Here is a 17245-nt window from a genome sequence, read left to right on the forward strand (position 1 = left end):
CATCCGCTTCCCGCAAAACCACAGCAGTGACTCTTTTTCACCCCCCAAATCTCGGTTCCGGTGTTCCAGTCACGCCGAGACCAGTAATGGCGAAGAGACTGCCACGCATCACGCCATCACCGGGAAACCGAGGCAGCGGCGGCTTGGCCATCGATGTCACGTAAAGGACATCGAGCTTCGGTCCGCCAAACATAACGCTGGTGACCTTCTTGACGGGCATGTCGATGATGCGGTCGATGCTGCCGTCCGGCGCATAGCGAACCAGCCTGCCATCGTAGACGAGGGCATTCCAGAGGAAGCCTTCGGCATCGACGGTCGAGCCATCGGCAGCGCCGCCCCGCCTGGTATCGACACGAACGAAGGTGCGCCGGTTGGTGGCGGTGCCGGTGGCAATATCATAGTCATAGGCCCAGATCTCGCCAGTCCAGGTGTCGGCGAAGTAGAAGATCCGGTCGTCGGGACTCCAGCATGGACCGTTCGAGCAGATGATGCCGGAGTCGACCTTGGTGACGGTAAAGTCCGGATCGAGCCTATAGAGACTACCGGAGGGACCCTCTTCCATCGTATCCATAGAGCCGGCGAAGAAACGGCCGCGTCGGTCGACCTTGCCGTCGTTGAGCCGGTTCATCGGCTTGTCCGGCTCCGGATCGTGGATAAGTGTCACATCGCCGGTGGCGAAATCGAGTAGGTGAAAGCCGCGCTGAAGCGACACCACCGCACCGCTGCCATCCTTGCGCAGCGCCATTGAGCCTATCTTCATCGGCACGTCCCACGATCTGATCTCGTGCCCTTCGGCAGTGGCACGAAATACGCGCCCGTCGAAACTGTCGATCCAGTAGACGCGCTCTTGCTCGACGTCCCACAATGGTCCTTCACCCAACGTGGTTTTTACGTCCACCACGACTTCGATCTTCATACCGTCCTCCTCTGTTTTGGCGCCGTGATGCGACTGCGTCAGAATGCGACCTTGTCGCCGCCCTTCAATGACAGGATCTCGCGCGCCTCGTCGGGCGTCGCCACCTCCAGGCCAAGCCCCTCGATGATCTTGCGGGCGAGGGCGACCTGTTCGGCATTCGATTTGGCAAGCCTGCCCCTTCCGGCCCACAGACTGTCCTCCAGCCCCACCCTGATGTTGCCGCCAAACGCTGCCGACTGGGCGGCGATACGCAACTGGCTAGCGCCGGCGCCGAGCACCGACCAGCGGAACTGGTCGCCGAACAACCGGTCGGCGGTGCGCTTCATATGCGAGACGTCTTCCGGATGCGTGCCGATGCCGCCAAGCAGGCCGAACACCGACTGCACGAAGAAGGGCGGCTTCACCAGTCCGCGGTCGGCGAAGTGGGAGAGATTGTAGAGATGCGCGATGTCATAGCACTCGAACTCGAACCGCGTGCCGTTGTCGTAGCAAGTCGCCAGGATGTATTCGATGTCCTTGAACGAGTTGCGGAAGACGAGGTCGTTCGTCGCTTCCAGATGCGGCTTTTCCCAGTCGAACTTGAAGGTCTCATATTTGTCGACGAGGTGATAAAGCCCGAAATTGATCGAGCCCATGTTGAGCGAGGCGACTTCGGGTTTGAACAGGGCAGCAGGCCGCACCCGCTCCTCGACCTTCATGTAGGGGCTGCCGCCGGTGGTGATATTGATCGCGGCGTTAGTGCCCTGCTTGATGCGCGGCAGGAAGCGGGCGAACGCCTCAGGCGTCTGGTCGGGCTTGCCGGTCTGCGGGTCGCGAGCGTGGAGGTGCAGGATAGCAGCACCAGCTTCAGCCGCCGCAATCGCTTCCGAGGCGATCTGGTCCGGCGTGATCGGCAGATAGGGCGACATGGTCGGCGTGTGGATCGCCCCTGTCACCGCGCAGGTGATGATGACCTTGCCCTTGGTCGGCTGAGCGCTGGCCTTGCGGCTTGTTTCCTTCATCGTCCGAACTCCTGATCCGATTCTCTCTTATGCGCCGCCAGCGCCATCAGCCGCCGGTCGCGCCACACCTGCCGCTCGCCGAGATCTTCCTGCGGCAGGCGCTTGCGGCGATCGGCCTCGACAGTCGCCATGACCTCGCCTGCCCAGTCGACGCGGCGCAGCATCTGCGGGAAGATGTTCGAATAGATCGACTGATAACGCTCGACATAGTCGCGGACGCCGCCAGGCGCATTCAGATCGATCGTCTCGAATGGCCCCATGAACGACCAGCGCAACGCCAGCCCGTCGCGGAGGCCGATATCGACATCCTCGACGCTGGCGTAGCCGTCGGCGACAAGCCTGAAAGCCTCCTCGAGCAATGCGCCTTGCAGACGGTTCATGATGAAGCCGTCGAGCTCGCGCTTCATCACCAGCGGCGCATGACCGGCGTCGATGAGGAAGGCACGGGTCTTCTTGACTGTTTCGGAAGAGGTCCACGGCGCCGGCACGACCTCGGCTGCCGGAATAAGATAGGGCGGATTGATTGGATGCACGACTAGGCAGCGGTGCCGCCCTCGCAGACGATCGGTAAATTTCGACGGCAAAATCGCAGAGGTGGAACTGGCGATGATTGTTTCAGGCGCGGCAAGTGTGTCGATCAAGGTGAACACTTCCCGCTTTACGTCGAGGTTTTCAGTCGTGTTCTCCTGGGCATGTGCCGCATCGGCCAGCGCCTCTGCCAGGTCCGCGACAACAGCGATACGATCAAGCACGGTATCGACCGTTTGTCCCCGCAGCAGGTTGTTCGCGACGAGGTCGCCCAGCACGCCGGCTATGTAGTCGCGGGCACCGCCGGTCGCGGCGGGCGACTGGTCCCACATGCGCACATCATGGCCGGCGCGCGCGAAGCTGATCGCCCAGGCCCGCCCGATGAACCCACTTCCGACAATAGCGACATTGGCCATGGATCTGTTCCTCAGAGTGTCTCGACGTTGCCGTCGACGCCGAGCGACTGGCCGGAAATGTTGATCCCCGCATCTGAGAGTAGGAAGGCGACCATCGCTGCGACATCATAGGGGCTGGTCATGCGGCGCAGCGAAATGTTCTGCAGGTAGCGCCCGGTCATCTCCTCGTGACTGATGCCGATCTGCTTGGCACGTGCCGAGATGACGCCTTCGATGCGTGGCCCTTCAATAATCCCGGGCAGGATCGCGTTGACTCTTATGCCATGCGGTCCGAGTTCCTTGGCGAGGCTCTGTGTCAGGCCGATGACGCCGAACTTGGCCGCTGAATAGGGCGTGCGGAAAGCGTAGCCATGGCGGCCGGCGGCCGACGACATCGAAACGATCGAGCCACCACCTGCTGCCTTGATCAGCGGCACGGCGCGCCGGGCACACAGGAACTGGCCGGTAAGACAGATGTCGATGCAGCGCCGCCAGTCGGCCGGATCGATCTCGTCGACACCAGCGGTCGGCCCGGCAATGCCGGCATTGTTGATCAGCGCGTCGAGCCCGCCTAGTTCCTTGCCGACCGTCTCGAACAGCTGGTCGACGTCATCGTCCCGGGAGACATCGGCCCTGACCGCCGCCACAAGAGCGATCTTTTGCGGAGCAACAGCGAGCGCCTCGTCGGACACATCGCAAACGATGATGCGCGCCCCTAGCCGCGACAGCGTGTCGGCAATAGCGAACCCTATGCCGCCGGCGCCCGCCGTCACCAGCACCCGCTGTCCTTTGAGCCCCGCCAGGAAGTCGTCCGGCGACGCCGGTGCGCTCGTGCTCATTGTTCCATTCCCTTCATTGAATGCGTCCCTCGCGCAGCGCCATGACTGCGCCTAACACCACCAGCCCGAACAGGATCGCCCGCGTCGCATAAGGCAGCGTCGTGCCGGCAAGCAGCATCTGCAAAGCGGTCAGAAGCAGCACGCCGCCCAGCATGCCAAGGTAATGCCCGCGTCCGCCTGTGATTAGCGCGCCGCCAACGACGACAACAGCGATGGATGGCAGCAAATAATCGTCGCCCATGCCAAGGCTGGCCTGGCCGGAGAAGCCGGTCAGCATTATGCCGACGATCGCCGCGCAGACGGCCGACAATACATAGACCAGGATTAGAGTGCGCCCGACGGCGATGCCGGAAAGCTGGGCAGCTCGCAGGCCGTTGCCGATGCCGTAGAGGCGGCGGCCGAAGGCAGTGCGGCCGAGCAGCAGCACGGCAAATGGGACAAAAGCGACCATGAACAGCACCACCGGCGTAACGACCGATATCTTTCCGGTCATGAACCAGCGCAGCATCGGCGAGGAGAAGCCGGCCGGAGTTCCCTGCGAATAGAGAAGTGCGAAGCCCTGCAGGATCCCGTTTGTGGCCAGCGTAGTGACGATCGGCGAAATGCCGAGGACGACAATGCCGATGCCGTTCGCCAACCCGATCAGGCAAGCGACGACCAGGACAGCAGGCAACGCATAGGTGAGTGCCGCGTCCGAGCCGTTGACCATGCCGGCGAGAAGAATACCGGAAATGCCGATCGTCCACGGCACCGAAAGATCAAGTCCGCCGGTGAGGATGACGCTGCCCTGTCCAAGCGCGAGGATGGCGAGAAAGCTCGACAGCACGAACAAGGAGTTCCAGTAGGTGATGTTGAAGATGGCGCGTCCGAGCCAGATCTGGGTGACGATCACAACGACGAAGAGGCAGACATAGGCCGGCAATGCGTAGCGCAATGTCTCGGCATTGCGGACATGGAAGGCGGGCGATGGCGTGCGTTCGCTGCCAGCGCTGTCGCGGGCGATCGTAAGCCGCCGGTCAGTGCGATCGAGCTGCGACGGCAGCATGCCCGCGCGCCAGGCGGCTAGCCGTGCCCGCCCGGCACGGAACTGGCGGGCGAGCACCGAGCCATGCGACAGCGCGCCGGCAAGCACGGCGAGGATCAGGATCGTTCCCTCGGCGATGGTCGAATAATAGGCCGAGACGTTGAGCACGAGCAGAATGTTGACGACCATCATCAGGATGTAGGAGCCGAATACAGTGCCGACAGGTCCTCCCTGTCCGCCGCCCAGGCGTGTTCCGCCGACGACGACCGCGGCGAAGGTCGACAAAAGCAGCGGATTGCCGACGAGCGGATCGCCGCTGCCGGTCTGGGCGCTGATGAAGACGCCGGCGAGCCCGTAGCAGCCGCCTGCGATCACGTAGACGAGGAAGCGCACAAGAACGACGTGCACGCCGACTGCGGCGGCGGCGTCCGGGTCGCTGCCGACCGCATAAAGAGCCGTTCCAAACCGCGTCCCCTTCAGCCAGAACCAGCCGAGCAGAACGACACCGATAACGACCAGCGGCATCGGCAGCCAGCCTGCAACCGCGTCGCCGAGATAAAAGCCGCCAAGATCTGGTGAGACGAAACCGCCCGGCTTATCCATCAGGAGCAGCGTCACCCCCTGGACGATGAACATAGTCGAAAGCGTCACGACGATGGGCTGCATGCGAAGGACGGCAATGAAGAAGCCATTGAAGGCGCCGACGACCATGCCGACGCCGACCCCGGCCAATGTCCACAGCATAATGCTTTGACCCGTGACCATCGGATCCATGCCTGTCGCCAGAACAACGTTGACGAGCGAGATCACCGCGCCGGCGGACAGGTCGAAACCGCCGGAGAGGATGACCACAGTCTGGCCGATGGCCGCCAGCGCCGAAGTGGCACCACCGCTCGACAGGAAAGAAATGTCGAAGTAGGTCAGCCGTCCGGCGCTGACCAGATCGACGATGAGCAGAAGGATCGCGAAGACGACCGCAGCGATGATGGGGCCACGGTGCCGCGCAAAGAGCCGCGACAGGGTTCCGGCCGGGGAGCTAGTTGAGGAGCTCACCGCGGTCATTCCGCTGCCTCCCGGACCCGATCGCTATGGCCAAGCGCCGGCCGCATGATCGCGCCTTCGCTGATCTCGTCGCCCGCGAGCTCCGCGGCCAGCCGCCCGCCGTAGAGGACGAGCACCCGGTCGCACTGATGGACGAGTTCGGGGATTTCGGTCGAGTGCAGCAGGATCGAACCTCCTGAAGCCACATAGTCGCGCATCATCACATAGAGCTCGTGCTTGGTGCCGACATCGATGCCGCGGGTCGGATCGAAGAGAAGTAGGATCCGGCTCTCAGCAACCAGCCATTTGGCGATGGCAATCTTCTGCTGATTGCCGCCGGAAAAGGCCCCTGCCCTCGTCCACATGGCGCGCCGGTCGACCTCGACGGTCGAGAAGGCCAAGTGGACCGCATGCGCTTCCTCGTCCTCACGGATCAAGCCGAATCGCGTAAAGCGCTGAACAACCGGCAAAGACGCGTTTTGCCTGCCCGAAAGTTTGAGGAACAGGCCTTCGGACTTGCGATCCTCCGGCACAAGCCCGATCGCAATATTGGGCTTGAGCGCATCGGCAGGCGAACCAAGCCATACGTTTCGGCCGTCGACAACGACGTGGCCGCGCTCGATTTCAGCCATGCCGAAACAGGCGAGGAATAGGTCGAGCTGGCCCATACCCTGGAGCCCGGCGATGCCGAGAATCTCGCCCTTGCGCAGGTCGAAGCTCACGCCGTCAAGCTTTCCACCCGCTTTGAGGTCGCGCACGCCGAGCACTGGCGGGCCGAAGACGGCTTCGTTTTCGGGTTTCGGCGGGAAGGTCTGGGCGATGCTGCGGCCGATGATCTGCTCGATCACGTCGCCGTCCGAGACTTCGGCAGTCGGCGCGGTGAGGATGTGGCGTCCGTTTCTGAGAATGGTCAGCGTGTCGCAGAAGATCCGCACCTCGCGCATGCGATGGGTGATGAACACCACTGTCGTCCCGGCGGCCTTGAGACGTGCTACGATCGCGCCAAGCCATTCGACATCGCCGCCGGTCAAAGTCGAAGTCGGCTCGTCAAGCAGCAGGATACGCGGCTTGCGGTAGACGGCACGAGCAATCTCAATTTTTTGGCGCACAGCAAGATCGAGCGTCGCAACTTCGGCGTCGAGATCGACCGAGAAACCTAGGTCCGAGATATGACTTCGGATCGCCTTGCGCGCCGCCGCCCGCCTTATCAGCCCAGTCGGGCCGGCCGGCGCATAGGGCAGCAACATGTTGTCGAGCACACTGAGATCGCGGACCAGCGTCATCTCCTGGAACGCCGTCTGCACGCCCTTGGCATGCGCGGTGCGTGGCGTGCCGAGCCGTGCCTGTTTGCCGAGAATGCTGATTCTGCCTTCGTCCGGCTGCACCAGCCCAGACAAGATCTTGACGATCGTCGACTTGCCGGCGCCGTTTTCGCCGAGCAAGGCGTGGACGCTGCCGGGTGCGATCCGAAACGATACGCCATCCAGCGCGACGGTCGGCCCGAAGGCCTTGCTGATGGCGTCGATATCAACGGCGGGAAGCTCAGTGTCTGCTGTCATTGTCCTTGATCACGAAGCTGCGCGCCGTCGAAGATGCACGGACATGATGTCCGTGCATCTCCACGATTGCCTTGGGAGGCTCAGTTTTCGGGCTGTCCGACAAGGGCGGCGCTCAGCCCGATCTCTGGTGTCTGATCCGAAAAGATCGAAGCGAACCAGCCTGGATTGGAGACTAGCGACGGCTTGAAGGCGTTGCAGCCGGCCTCCATTTCCGCCCAGGTGCCTTCGTCACACAGCTTGATCGACTCGTTGGTGACGACCGGCAGTGGCAGGATGGTTTTCTTTGGCACGTCCTTGCCTTCAATCGCTTCAACGGCCAGCTTCAAGGCGAGCGCCCCCGAATAGGGTGGCGAAGCGTAGGAAATACGCGACGCGCCAAGCGGCGCATAGGGAGACGCCGAACCCTCGACCTCGGTGCCCTCGGGCAGCATTTGGATGCGACCGCCGTTGGAACCTTCGCCAGCGCAAGGCAGGAGTTCACTGGTCTTCTTGCCGGCTTCAAGTTGCATGGAGTTGGCGGTGAAGCAGCCAACCTGCATCCATAGCCCGTTGATGTCGCTCCAACTGCGTGTCGCAAGGATCTTCGAAAGCTCGGTGCGGGCTACGGCCTGGCTCCACATGCCGACAGCCTCACCTACGATCTTGATGTCGGGATATTTGGCGAAAACCTCTTTCGCGGCCTTGGTGCGCAAATCGTCGACCGATGTGCCGGGAACGCCGGTCACGGCGATGATGTTCCCCTTGCCGTTGAGCTTCTTGACCAGCCACTCGGCCGTGACGCGTCCCGCCTCTTCCTGGTCGATGTGCACGTTGTAGGCGCAAGGCTCGGTGATTTCGGCGTCGTAGGCGAAGACCTTCACACCCTTGTCGCAGGCATTCTTGACCACCTGGTTGAGGGCGGTCGGCGAGATCGGGAAGATCACAATCGCCTCGGCGCCTGCCTGCACCATCGCGTTGATCTGCTGGATCTGGCGCTGTGCATTCGGCCCGGCGACCTGAACCCGCAAGTCGACCTTGTCGGCCAAACTCTTGTGGGCGGCCATCGCCTTGACCATGTTGGCGGCCTCGGCCTGCCAGTCGTTGCCGATGAAACTCATGCTCAGAAAGATCTTGTGCTTTTCGGCTGCTTCCGCTGCCGACAGTCCAAGGGCGCAGGCAGCTATGCCGACCAACAGCGTGAGCCGCCGGACTTTCAATCCGATACCCATGTGTGAAACTCCTCCCAATCCGAACGACCGAATGCCTCCCAAGGGCACGAACGTAACCCTTGTCATTCGATACAGGTGACCGTATCATGATTTGATCAAAGATCAATGATGAGACGATTCGGGATGCTTGACGCCGCAATCGGAACGCTGCATTCGGGACACATGGCTACGGCGCGGCCTTTTGCGGGAAGGTTAGTGGGGAGATGGCTGGAGCGGCGTTCAGGAAACCCGGTGTCGAGATCGTTCCGCTGTCCAAGGAAACCCTACAGGACAGGGTTTATAGTCACCTCACCGAACTGATTCTGGACGGCAGCATTGTGCCCGGAGAGATGGTCACGGTTCAGAGCCTTGCCGACGCCTTCGGAGTCAGTCCGATGCCAGTCAGGGAGGCGTTGCACCGCCTGACAGCGGCAAATGCGCTGACTGTGGTTTCAGGGCGTTCCATCGGCATTCCGGCTCTTAGCCGCGGGCGGCTTGCCGATTTGCGCAATGTTCGCTTTGAGGTAGAGGCCATTGCTGCCGGCTGGGCCGCACAGAAGCGCAGTGACGCGGACCTTACGATCCTTTCGCGCGATCTGGACTCCCTTGAGCGGGCAAATGGCGCAGATGACAGAAAGGCTTATCTGCGGGCGAACTACACCTTCCACTTCGCAATTTACCGGGCGGCGGGATCCGAGACGTTGCTCAAGATCATTAAGGATTTGTGGCTGCAGATCAGCCCCTATTTCAACATGCTGCACGATTCTGGAAACTATTCGACCGCCAACAAGCACCACCGGCAGATGTTCGCGGCATTGTGCGACCGGGACGAAGAATCGGTTCGGGCCGCCGTCCGCGGTGATATCGACGCTGCATATGCGGTCCTGGTCGGCCTCCTGAAGTAGCGTTCGGACCTTCGACGGGCCTTGGAGGGACGGCCCCTATCGGCTATTGCGGTGTTGCGGCCAGCGAACTGGCCAGTCCTGAGATCTATCTGACAAAGCGCGGGATTGAACTTTTGAGACCGCTTCGGGGAGCGTGGCGGAAACAGTTTGTCCAGGTTCCAGATAACCCCTTCGGGTGTCGGCCCACGGCTCCAGGGTCTAAATTGAGAGATGACCACTTGCAAATCGGCCGCCGCTGTCTTTTGCTCGCGCGACAGTTGTCCCTTGACTGTTGAATGGTTGGCGAACGGATGAACAAAATCGATCGGCGACGGCCAGAGTCCGAAATGGACGCCACCGTAAATGCCGCACGGCTTGGAACGCGGTTGCGCCTCGCCCGCCAGATACGTGGCATGACGCTAAAGATGCTAGCCACTGCCGCGAACTGCTCTGAAAGCCTTTTGTCCAAAATCGAGAACGGCAAGGCTTCGCCATCCCTGCCTATGCTTCACCGCCTGGTCGAAGTTTTGGGCACGAACATCGGCTGGATGTTCGAGGAGGTCGACGACGACGAGGCAATCGTGTTCCGCGCAGGCGCGCGGCCATTGATCACGCTCGACGCGTTAAGGCGCGGCGAAGGCATCTCGCTTGAGCGCATTATTCCGTATTCGTCCGGCCACCTCCTGCAGTGCAATATCCATCACATCGAGACAGACGGCGAGAGCGAAGCTCCCATCCAACATGTCGGCGAGGAAGTCGGCTATGTGCTCGCTGGCCGGATCGAGTTGATCGTTGATGGCAAGAGCCACAATCTAGCGACCGGCGATGCATTCGTGTTCAGGTCGGAACTGCCACATCATTACCGCAACATCGGCAAGGAGCGAGCCAGCATTTTCTGGGTCAATACGCCGGCGACTTTCTGATTACGCCCACCAGTTCAAACTCATTGACAAACATTCAAGTCTCTTGAATTCTTGCCTCGTGCCTTTAGTAGCGCCAATGGGACCGGCCGAATGAGGTTTGGCCCGCAAGAAAGGGGAACCATAAAATGCGTCTGTTAAAACTGCTCGTCGGCTGCGCCGCCGCCATCACCATATGCTCGATAGCCACCGGAGCAGCGCTCGCCGACACGTTCGCTCTCGTCAACATCAACCAGCAGGCCCTCTTCTTCAACCAGATCAACGAGGGTGCGCAGAAGGCGGCTGATGCCGCCGGCGCCAAGCTGGTCATCTTCAATGCCAATAACGTGCCCAGCGCGCAAAATGACGCGATCGAGAACTACATCACGCAGAAGGTCGACGGCATCATTTTGGTCGCGATCGACGTGAATGGTGTCAAGCCTGCAATCACCGCCGCCAAGGCGGCCGGCATTCCCGTCGTTGCCATTGACGCGCAGATCCCCAACGGCGACAATGTTTCGTTCATAGGTGTCGACAACACCAAGGCCGGTGCCGATATCGGCAAATTCTACGCCGACTATGTGAAGTCGGAGATGAGCGGCACTGCCAAGATCGGTATCGTCGGCGCGCTCAATTCGTTCATCCAGAACCAGCGGCTTGACGGCTTCAAGAAGGCGGTCACCGACAGTGGCCAGAAGATCACCTTCCTCGACACGGTCGACGGTCAGAACGTTCAGGAGACCGCGCTGAGTGCGTCGGAAAATTTGATGACCGCCAATCCGGACATGACGACGTTGTATGCGACCGGTGAGCCGGCGCTGCTCGGTGCTGTTTCGGCCGTAACCAGCCAAGGCCGCACCGGTGACGTCAAGGTGTTCGGCTGGGATCTCACCAAGCAGGCGGTCCAGGGTATCGACGATGGTTGGGTGGTAGCCGTCGTCCAGCAGGATCCCGCCGGCGAAGGCAAGGCCGCGGTCGAAGCCTTGGCCAAGCTCAAGAAGGGCGAAAAGGTCGATCCGATCATCAACATTCCGGTGACGATCGTGACCAAGAAGAACGTCGACCAATATCGCGCGATGTTCAAATAGACTGAATCAAGCTACCGAGCCGCGGCGCGGCCTGTGCCCTCGCCGCGGTTGCTTTGCAAATCGCATGGATCCAGCATGAGCAGTGACGAGACCTATCGTGTGCGGATGAGCGGCATCTCAAAGCGCTACAACGCCATCCAGACGCTCGATGACGTGTCGCTGACGCTGATGCCGGGCGAAGTCCTGGGGCTGGTCGGCGACAATGGCGCAGGCAAGTCGACCTTGAGCAAAGTGCTGTCGGGGGCGGTGCTTCCTGACGCAGGCACGATCGAGATCGATGGCGTTCCCGTGACCTTCAACTCGCCGGCGGACGCGCGGGCAGCGCACGTGGAGATGGTCTACCAGGACCTGTCGCTCTGCGACACGGTCGATGTCGCCGGCAATCTCTTTCTCGGCCGCGAGCCGCGCCGGCGCATTGCAGGCATTTCCTTTCTCAACAAGAAGCGCATGCATGAGCAGACACGCCAGATGCTCGACCGTCTCGGCATCGTTATCGCCGACACGCGGCTCAAGGTGGAAAATCTGTCCGGCGGGCAGCGGCAGTCGATCGCGATCGGCCGCGCCGCCTCGTTCGAGCCGTCCGTGCTGATCATGGATGAGCCGACAGCCGCGCTTGCCGTCGCCGAGGTCGAGGCTGTGCTGGACCTAATCCGCACTGTGAGCGCGCGCGGCGTCAGCGTCATACTGATCACCCATCGCCTCCAGGATCTGTTCCTCGTATGCCACCGCATTCAGGTCATGTATGAAGGACGCAGTGTCGCCGAGCGGTTGATCGGCGACACCAGCATCGAGGACGTGGTCAATCTGATTGTGGGCCGCAAGTTCAATGCCCGGTCCGCCGCTGGCCGAAATCGCGATGGAGCGTCGGCATGAGCGAAGCGACCTCGACCCACTCCGCTCAGTCCCGAAGGCCGCGGGAAGGCACATGGCGAGATGCGATGCTCGCCAATGGCAGCGTCGTGTCGATTGCGCTGTTCTTTCTTGTCGTTTGCATCATCTTTTCTGTGGCGACGAGCGCCTTTCTTACATCGCCCAATCTGTTGAACATCCTGCGACAATCCGCGCCGCTGCTGATCGTTGGCGCGGCGATGACCTTCGTCATCACCACGGGCGGCATCGATCTTTCTGTCGGGTCCGTTCTGGCACTGGTGGCAACGCTGTCGGCCACACTTCTGCAGCTCGGCGTGCCGTGGCCGGCAGTCATCCTCTCCATGCTGGCGCTCGGTGCTCTGCTTGGCGCGGTGCAGGGCTATTTTGTGGCCTACGAGGGCATCCCGGCATTCATCGTCACCCTTGCAGGGCTTTCGGTGATCCGCGGTGTGGCGCTGCTGATCACCGGCGGCTACTCCATACCCATCGAGCCGGGAAGCCTTTTCACGGTCATAGGCCGCGCCTGGTTCCTTGGGGTGCCGGTGCCAGCGCTGATCGCGCTGGCTATACTCGCGGTCGCCTATCTGACATTCAACGAGACGCCGTTTGGCCGTTATGTGACCGGCGTCGGCGCCAACGCCGAAGCGGTAAGACGCGCCGGCGTCAACACGCGGCTGGTGACCCTTTTCGTTTACGTGATTTCCGCCGCCGCGGCCGCCCTTGCGGGGATCATCATTGCTGCCCGGCTCGGATCAGGATCCTCAAACGCGGGGCAGGGTTTCGAGCTCGAAGTGATCGCTGCCGTCGTGCTTGGCGGAACCAGCCTCTTCGGCGGCCGCGGAACGATCACCGGCACAGTGCTCGGCGCGCTGACCGTGGCTGTCATAGGCAACGGGCTGATTCTGGCGCACCTGTCGCCTTTCCTCACGCCGATCGTGACCGGATCAATCATCCTGATTGCCATCTGGCTGAACTTCCGCCTATTCCGCGGCGCCGTGCGGAGCCGTTGAGCCCATGAGCAATCTCTTCGATGACGCGCCTCGAAGGCAGCGGCTGGAAATCGGGGTCGAAACCGGGCATGTAATGACCGTGCTTGGGCCCGTCCCGGTCGATGAGATGGGAATTACCCTGATGCACGAGCACATCTTGCTCGACGGCGCGCGCACCTGGAAATGTCCTTGTCATCCGGACGACATGGCGCTCGCCGAGCAGCCGGTGAACATCGAGATCATCGGCGAACTGCGCATGAACCCTTACGTGAATCGCGACAACGTTTCACTCGACGACAGTGACCTGGCGCTGTCGGAGCTCCAACGGTATCGCGCGCTCGGCGGCCACACCGTCGTCGACGCGACCAATATCGGTATCGGCCGCGATCCAGATAAGCTCGCCCGCATCAGTCGCATGTCGGGCCTGAAGATAGTCATGGGCACCGGCTTCTATCTCGAGCACACGCATCCCGACTGGTTGAAGGCGATGGATGTCGACGCGGTGACCGAGTTTATCGTCAACGATGTGGGTGGCGGCGCGACGCAGCCGCAGATCCTGGCCGGCCTGATCGGCGAGATCGGCGTCAGCAAGGACTTCACCTCCGAGGAACGAAAGTCGCTGAGAGCTGCCGCCCGAGCCTCGCGGATCACGGGTGTGCCGCTTTCAATCCATCTGCCGGGCTGGGAGCGATTGGCGCACGAGGTGCTCGATGTCGTCGAGGCGGAGGGCGCCGATCTTCGCCACACCGTGCTCTGCCACATGAATCCCAGCCACGACGATCCCGAGTATCAGACAAGTCTCGCCCGGCGCGGAGCTTTTTTGGAATACGACATGATCGGCATGGACTACTACTATGCTGACCAGGACGCGCAGTCGCCGTCCGATGAAGAGAATGCGCGAGCAATCGCGGCGCTTGTCAAAGCGGGCTTCGGCGACCGCCTGCTGCTCTCGCAGGATGTGTTCCTCAAGATCATGCTGACCCGCTTCGGCGGCTTCGGCTACGGCTATATCCTGAAGCATTTCATACCGCGCCTGAAACGGCATGGCGTCGAGCAGCCAGCCATCGATCGCATGCTGATCGCCAATCCAAAAGCTGTGTTTGCGTGCCAGACGTAAGTGGCCTGAGTGACGACGGAGTTCAAATGTCGAAGAAAAAGATCCTGCTTGCCGGCGAATCCTGGGTGTCGACCGCGACCCATATCAAGGGTTTCGACCAGTTTCCGACGGTCACTTACCACACCGGCGCGGACGAATTGCTGACGGCGCTGACGACGACTGATTTCGATGTGACCTTCATGCCGGCGCATGAGGCACAGCGCAGTTTTCCTCAAGCGATGGATGCCCTCTCGGCATATGATGCGGTGGTGCTTTCCGACATTGGCGCCAACACGCTGCTTCTGCATCCCGACACCTGGGTCCACTCGAAGCCGACGCCGAACCGGCTGCGTCTGCTGCGCGACTATGTGCGTGGAGGCGGCGGGCTTTTGATGTTCGGCGGCTACTATAGCTTCCAGGGCATCAATGGCGGCGCGCGCTATCGCAAGACGCCGGTCGAGGAGGTGCTGCCGGTGAACTGCCTCGCGTTCGACGACCGTGTCGAGGTGCCGGAAGGCTTTGCACCTGTCCTGGAAGGCTCCTCGAGCCATCCGATCTTGAAGGGTCTCGGTTCGGATTGGCCAATCCTGCTCGGCTTCAACGAGGTGACGCTGAAAGACGGGTCAGAAGTTCTGGCTACCGTGTCGTCGGAATACGGATCACTGCCGCTGCTTGTAACCGGCCGCTATGGCAAGGGCCGCACCGTAGCTTGGACATCCGATGTCGGGCCGCATTGGCTACCACCGGAGTTCATCGCCTGGAAAGGCTACAAGACCCTGTTCGAACAGATGCTTCTCTGGGCGACCAGTGAGAACTGAGCCATGCAAGTCCACGTCGTGGGCAATGCCTGTGTCGACACAACGTTTCGTCTCTGCCGGTTCCCTGCCCCGGGCGAGACCTTGAACGCGATTGCCTATGCTGACGGCCTCGGTGGCAAAGGCGCGAACCAGGCAGTCGCGGCCGCGCGCACGGGCGCGTCGGTGACCCTTTGGACGGCGCTCGGCAAGGACTCCGCCGGCGCATGGATCAGGAGCCGCCTCGACAGGGAGCTGCCCGACATCCAGGCGAACGAATTCGACCTGCCAAGCGACCGTTCGACTATCGTCATTGATGCCGGCGGCGAGAACTTCATCGTCAGCGGTGTCGCCTGCTGCGAAGCATTCGATCCGACTTCGCAAACCGCACTTGCGCACCGGCTTGCGCCTGGTGATATCCTTGTCATGCAAGGAAACCTGCGAGGCGCCGCGACAAATGCCTGCCTGCGGGCAGCACGGGAAAACGGCGCGCGCACCGTTCTGAATGCCAGCCCTATCGATGCAGCAGCTTTGCCCGATTTCGGTCTTGCGGAAGTATTGGTGGTGAACCAAAACGAGGCGACGGCGCTGAGCTGCCGAGGCGATATGGCCGCTGCCGCCGACTCGCTAGCGGCAAAAGGCGCAGGCACCGTCGTGATCACGCTCGGCGCCGAGGGATGTCTCGTGGTTGGCTCGGGCCAGACAGGATCATTTCGTTTGCCGGCGCCACATGTCGAGGTGGTCGACACCAGCGGCGCCGGCGATGTGTTCTGCGGGTGTCTGGCCGGCGGGCTTGCCAGGAAAATGTCGGTTAGATCGGCACTGAAGCTTGCGCTCGCGGCCGCCGCGATCGCAGTGACACGTCAGGGCACGCTATCATCCTGTCCTTCCGCGTCTGAAATGGCGGCGCTCATCGATCAAACGGAGCTCTCATGACCCAGCCCTCACATCCGATCGGTCAATCAGGCGTCGACGCACTCGTTCAGCTTTTCGGCCGCACCAAGGTGGTGATCGGCGTCGTTCACCTTGCGCCGCTTCCTGGCGCGCCGCGCTATGATGGCGAGGCGGTCGAGGCGATCTATCAGCGGGGGCTCGATGATGCGAAATCCTATCTCGATGGCGGGTGCGACGGCGTGATCATCGAGAATCATGGCGACATCCCCTTTGCCAAACCTGACGATATAGGGCCGGAGACAGCGGCCCATATGGCGGTCGTCTCCGACCGTATTCGCCGCGAACTCGGCAAGCCGATTGGCATAAATGTGCTCGCAAACGCCGCGATCCCGGCGCTCGCGATCGCCAGCGCCGCAGGTGCGGGCTTCGTCCGAGTGAATCAGTGGGCGAATGCCTACGTCGCCAACGAGGGCTTTGTCGAAGGGGAAGCAGGCCGCGCAACACGCTACCGCGCCAGGCTGCGCGCCAACGGCATTCGCATTTTCGCCGATGCCCACGTCAAGCATGGCGCGCACGCGATCGTTGCCGACCGCCCGGTGGAGGAACTCGTCAAGGATCTGGTCTTCTTCGACGCCGACGCCATCATCGCGACGGGTCAGCGCACGGGACACGCTGCGGATCTGAGCTACATCCGAATGATCAAGGGAGCTGCCCGCTTGCCGACGCTTGTCGGCAGCGGCGTGACGCCCGATAATGCCAACGACATCCTTGGCATCGTCGATGGCGTCATCATTGCCAGCGCGCTGAAGCATGACGGCGTCTGGTGGAACCAGGTCGACCCCGATCGAGTAAGAGCTTTCATAGCCGGGCTGAGGCGATGACCAAGCAGAACTCCGAACGCCTGACGTGAGGATCAAGGCGAACGATCGCCCTCTCTAACGGAGGATTGAACTCTAAGTTAGATTAATGAAATCAACCAGTTACGTGATATCTTGTAACATTGTGACGACCGCCAAAATGACCTCACCGTCGTCGGTAGAAAGGATCGCTGTGTCGCTGTAAGGCCTGCAGCGAGAACCGGCAACGGCCCTAAACCAGTATCCGCCTCTATTCGGTTATTCGTTGCCCGCGAGCCAGCGCACCATATTCCCCATCAGTCGGCCGTAGAGCGGCCACCCGAGAAAGTCCTGCGACAGCCAATGCGGCCCGATGTCAGTCGTCCAGGCGACCGTGCGCCCGCG

17 protein-coding genes are annotated in these 17245 nt (G+C 61.6%); 9 read left to right on the forward strand and 8 right to left on the reverse strand.

All coding sequences use genetic code 11. From position 1 onward, the window contains the following. Nucleotides 1–37: 37 nt before the first annotated feature. The 7 genes from O7A60_RS28850 to O7A60_RS28880 form a co-directional block, all read right to left on the reverse strand. The gene (locus O7A60_RS28850; protein WP_337109107.1) at nt 38–916 is read right to left on the reverse strand and encodes an SMP-30/gluconolactonase/LRE family protein; all 879 of its coding nucleotides are present in this window, start codon (nt 914–916) and stop codon (nt 38–40) included. Between the two features lie 38 nt (nt 917–954). Then, the gene (kce, locus tag O7A60_RS28855; protein ID WP_337109108.1) at nt 955–1917 is read right to left on the reverse strand and encodes a 3,5-dioxohexanoate:acetyl-CoA acetone transferase; all 963 of its coding nucleotides are present in this window, start codon (nt 1915–1917) and stop codon (nt 955–957) included. Beyond that, nucleotides 1914–2861, reverse strand: coding sequence for a 3-hydroxyacyl-CoA dehydrogenase (locus O7A60_RS28860; RefSeq protein ID WP_337109109.1), 948 nt, complete (start codon nt 2859–2861; stop codon nt 1914–1916). The genes kce and O7A60_RS28860 overlap by 4 nt, the downstream gene beginning before the upstream one ends. Nucleotides 2862–2872: 11 nt before the next feature. Further along, entirely contained in the window at nt 2873–3679 is an 807-nt protein-coding gene (locus tag O7A60_RS28865; RefSeq protein ID WP_337109110.1) for an SDR family oxidoreductase, read from the reverse strand. A gap of 13 nt (nt 3680–3692) precedes the next feature. Then, nucleotides 3693–5765 carry an ABC transporter permease gene (locus O7A60_RS28870; RefSeq protein ID WP_337109111.1) on the reverse strand — a complete coding sequence of 691 codons (2073 nt, stop codon included), beginning with the start codon at nt 5763–5765 and terminating at the stop codon, nt 3693–3695. Then, complete coding sequence (locus O7A60_RS28875; protein ID WP_337109112.1) at nt 5762–7303, reverse strand: sugar ABC transporter ATP-binding protein; 1542 nt, start codon at nt 7301–7303, stop codon at nt 5762–5764. The genes O7A60_RS28870 and O7A60_RS28875 overlap by 4 nt, the downstream gene beginning before the upstream one ends. An 80-nt stretch (nt 7304–7383) precedes the next feature. After that, nucleotides 7384–8511 carry a sugar ABC transporter substrate-binding protein gene (locus O7A60_RS28880; RefSeq protein WP_337109113.1) on the reverse strand — a complete coding sequence of 376 codons (1128 nt, stop codon included), beginning with the start codon at nt 8509–8511 and terminating at the stop codon, nt 7384–7386. A gap of 203 nt (nt 8512–8714) precedes the next feature. On the opposite strand from O7A60_RS28880, the gene O7A60_RS28885 reads away from it, so the two are divergent. The 9 genes from O7A60_RS28885 to O7A60_RS28925 all read left to right on the forward strand — a co-directional run bounded on the left by O7A60_RS28885 (nt 8715) and on the right by O7A60_RS28925 (nt 16885). Continuing rightward, nucleotides 8715–9395: a GntR family transcriptional regulator gene (locus tag O7A60_RS28885; RefSeq protein ID WP_337109114.1), complete on the forward strand. Its 681-nt coding sequence runs from the start codon at nt 8715–8717 to the stop codon at nt 9393–9395. 290 nt (nt 9396–9685) lie between these two features. Next, nucleotides 9686–10297 (forward strand): cupin domain-containing protein, encoded by a 612-nt coding sequence (locus O7A60_RS28890; RefSeq protein ID WP_337109115.1) that lies wholly within the window; start codon nt 9686–9688, stop codon nt 10295–10297. Between the two features lie 125 nt (nt 10298–10422). Then, nucleotides 10423–11361: an ABC transporter substrate-binding protein gene (locus O7A60_RS28895; RefSeq protein ID WP_337109116.1), complete on the forward strand. Its 939-nt coding sequence runs from the start codon at nt 10423–10425 to the stop codon at nt 11359–11361. 75 nt (nt 11362–11436) lie between these two features. Further along, entirely contained in the window at nt 11437–12234 is a 798-nt protein-coding gene (locus O7A60_RS28900) for an ATP-binding cassette domain-containing protein (RefSeq protein ID WP_337109117.1), read from the forward strand. Next, complete coding sequence (locus O7A60_RS28905) at nt 12231–13241, forward strand: ABC transporter permease (RefSeq protein ID WP_415926869.1); 1011 nt, start codon at nt 12231–12233, stop codon at nt 13239–13241. Before O7A60_RS28900 ends, O7A60_RS28905 begins: the two co-directional genes overlap by 4 nt. 4 nt (nt 13242–13245) lie before the next feature. Further along, a complete protein-coding gene (locus O7A60_RS28910) occupies nt 13246–14337 on the forward strand; it encodes a phosphotriesterase family protein (RefSeq protein ID WP_337109119.1) in 1092 nt (363 codons plus the stop codon). A gap of 26 nt (nt 14338–14363) precedes the next feature. Then, nucleotides 14364–15134 carry a glutamine amidotransferase gene (locus tag O7A60_RS28915; protein ID WP_337109120.1) on the forward strand — a complete coding sequence of 257 codons (771 nt, stop codon included), beginning with the start codon at nt 14364–14366 and terminating at the stop codon, nt 15132–15134. A gap of 3 nt (nt 15135–15137) precedes the next feature. After that, the gene (locus tag O7A60_RS28920) at nt 15138–16046 is read left to right on the forward strand and encodes a ribokinase (protein ID WP_337109121.1); all 909 of its coding nucleotides are present in this window, start codon (nt 15138–15140) and stop codon (nt 16044–16046) included. Continuing rightward, a complete protein-coding gene (locus tag O7A60_RS28925) occupies nt 16043–16885 on the forward strand; it encodes a BtpA/SgcQ family protein (RefSeq protein WP_337109123.1) in 843 nt (280 codons plus the stop codon). Before O7A60_RS28920 ends, O7A60_RS28925 begins: the two co-directional genes overlap by 4 nt. Nucleotides 16886–17119: 234 nt before the next feature. Here O7A60_RS28925 and O7A60_RS28930 read toward each other — a convergent pair. Next, nucleotides 17120–17245: glutamine amidotransferase (locus O7A60_RS28930; protein ID WP_337109124.1), on the reverse strand; the 126-nt coding region annotated here is incomplete at its 5' end.

It is taken from the genome of Mesorhizobium salmacidum (SeqCode) (assembly GCF_037179605.1).
Classification (GTDB): Bacteria; Pseudomonadota; Alphaproteobacteria; order Rhizobiales; family Rhizobiaceae; genus Mesorhizobium; species Mesorhizobium salmacidum.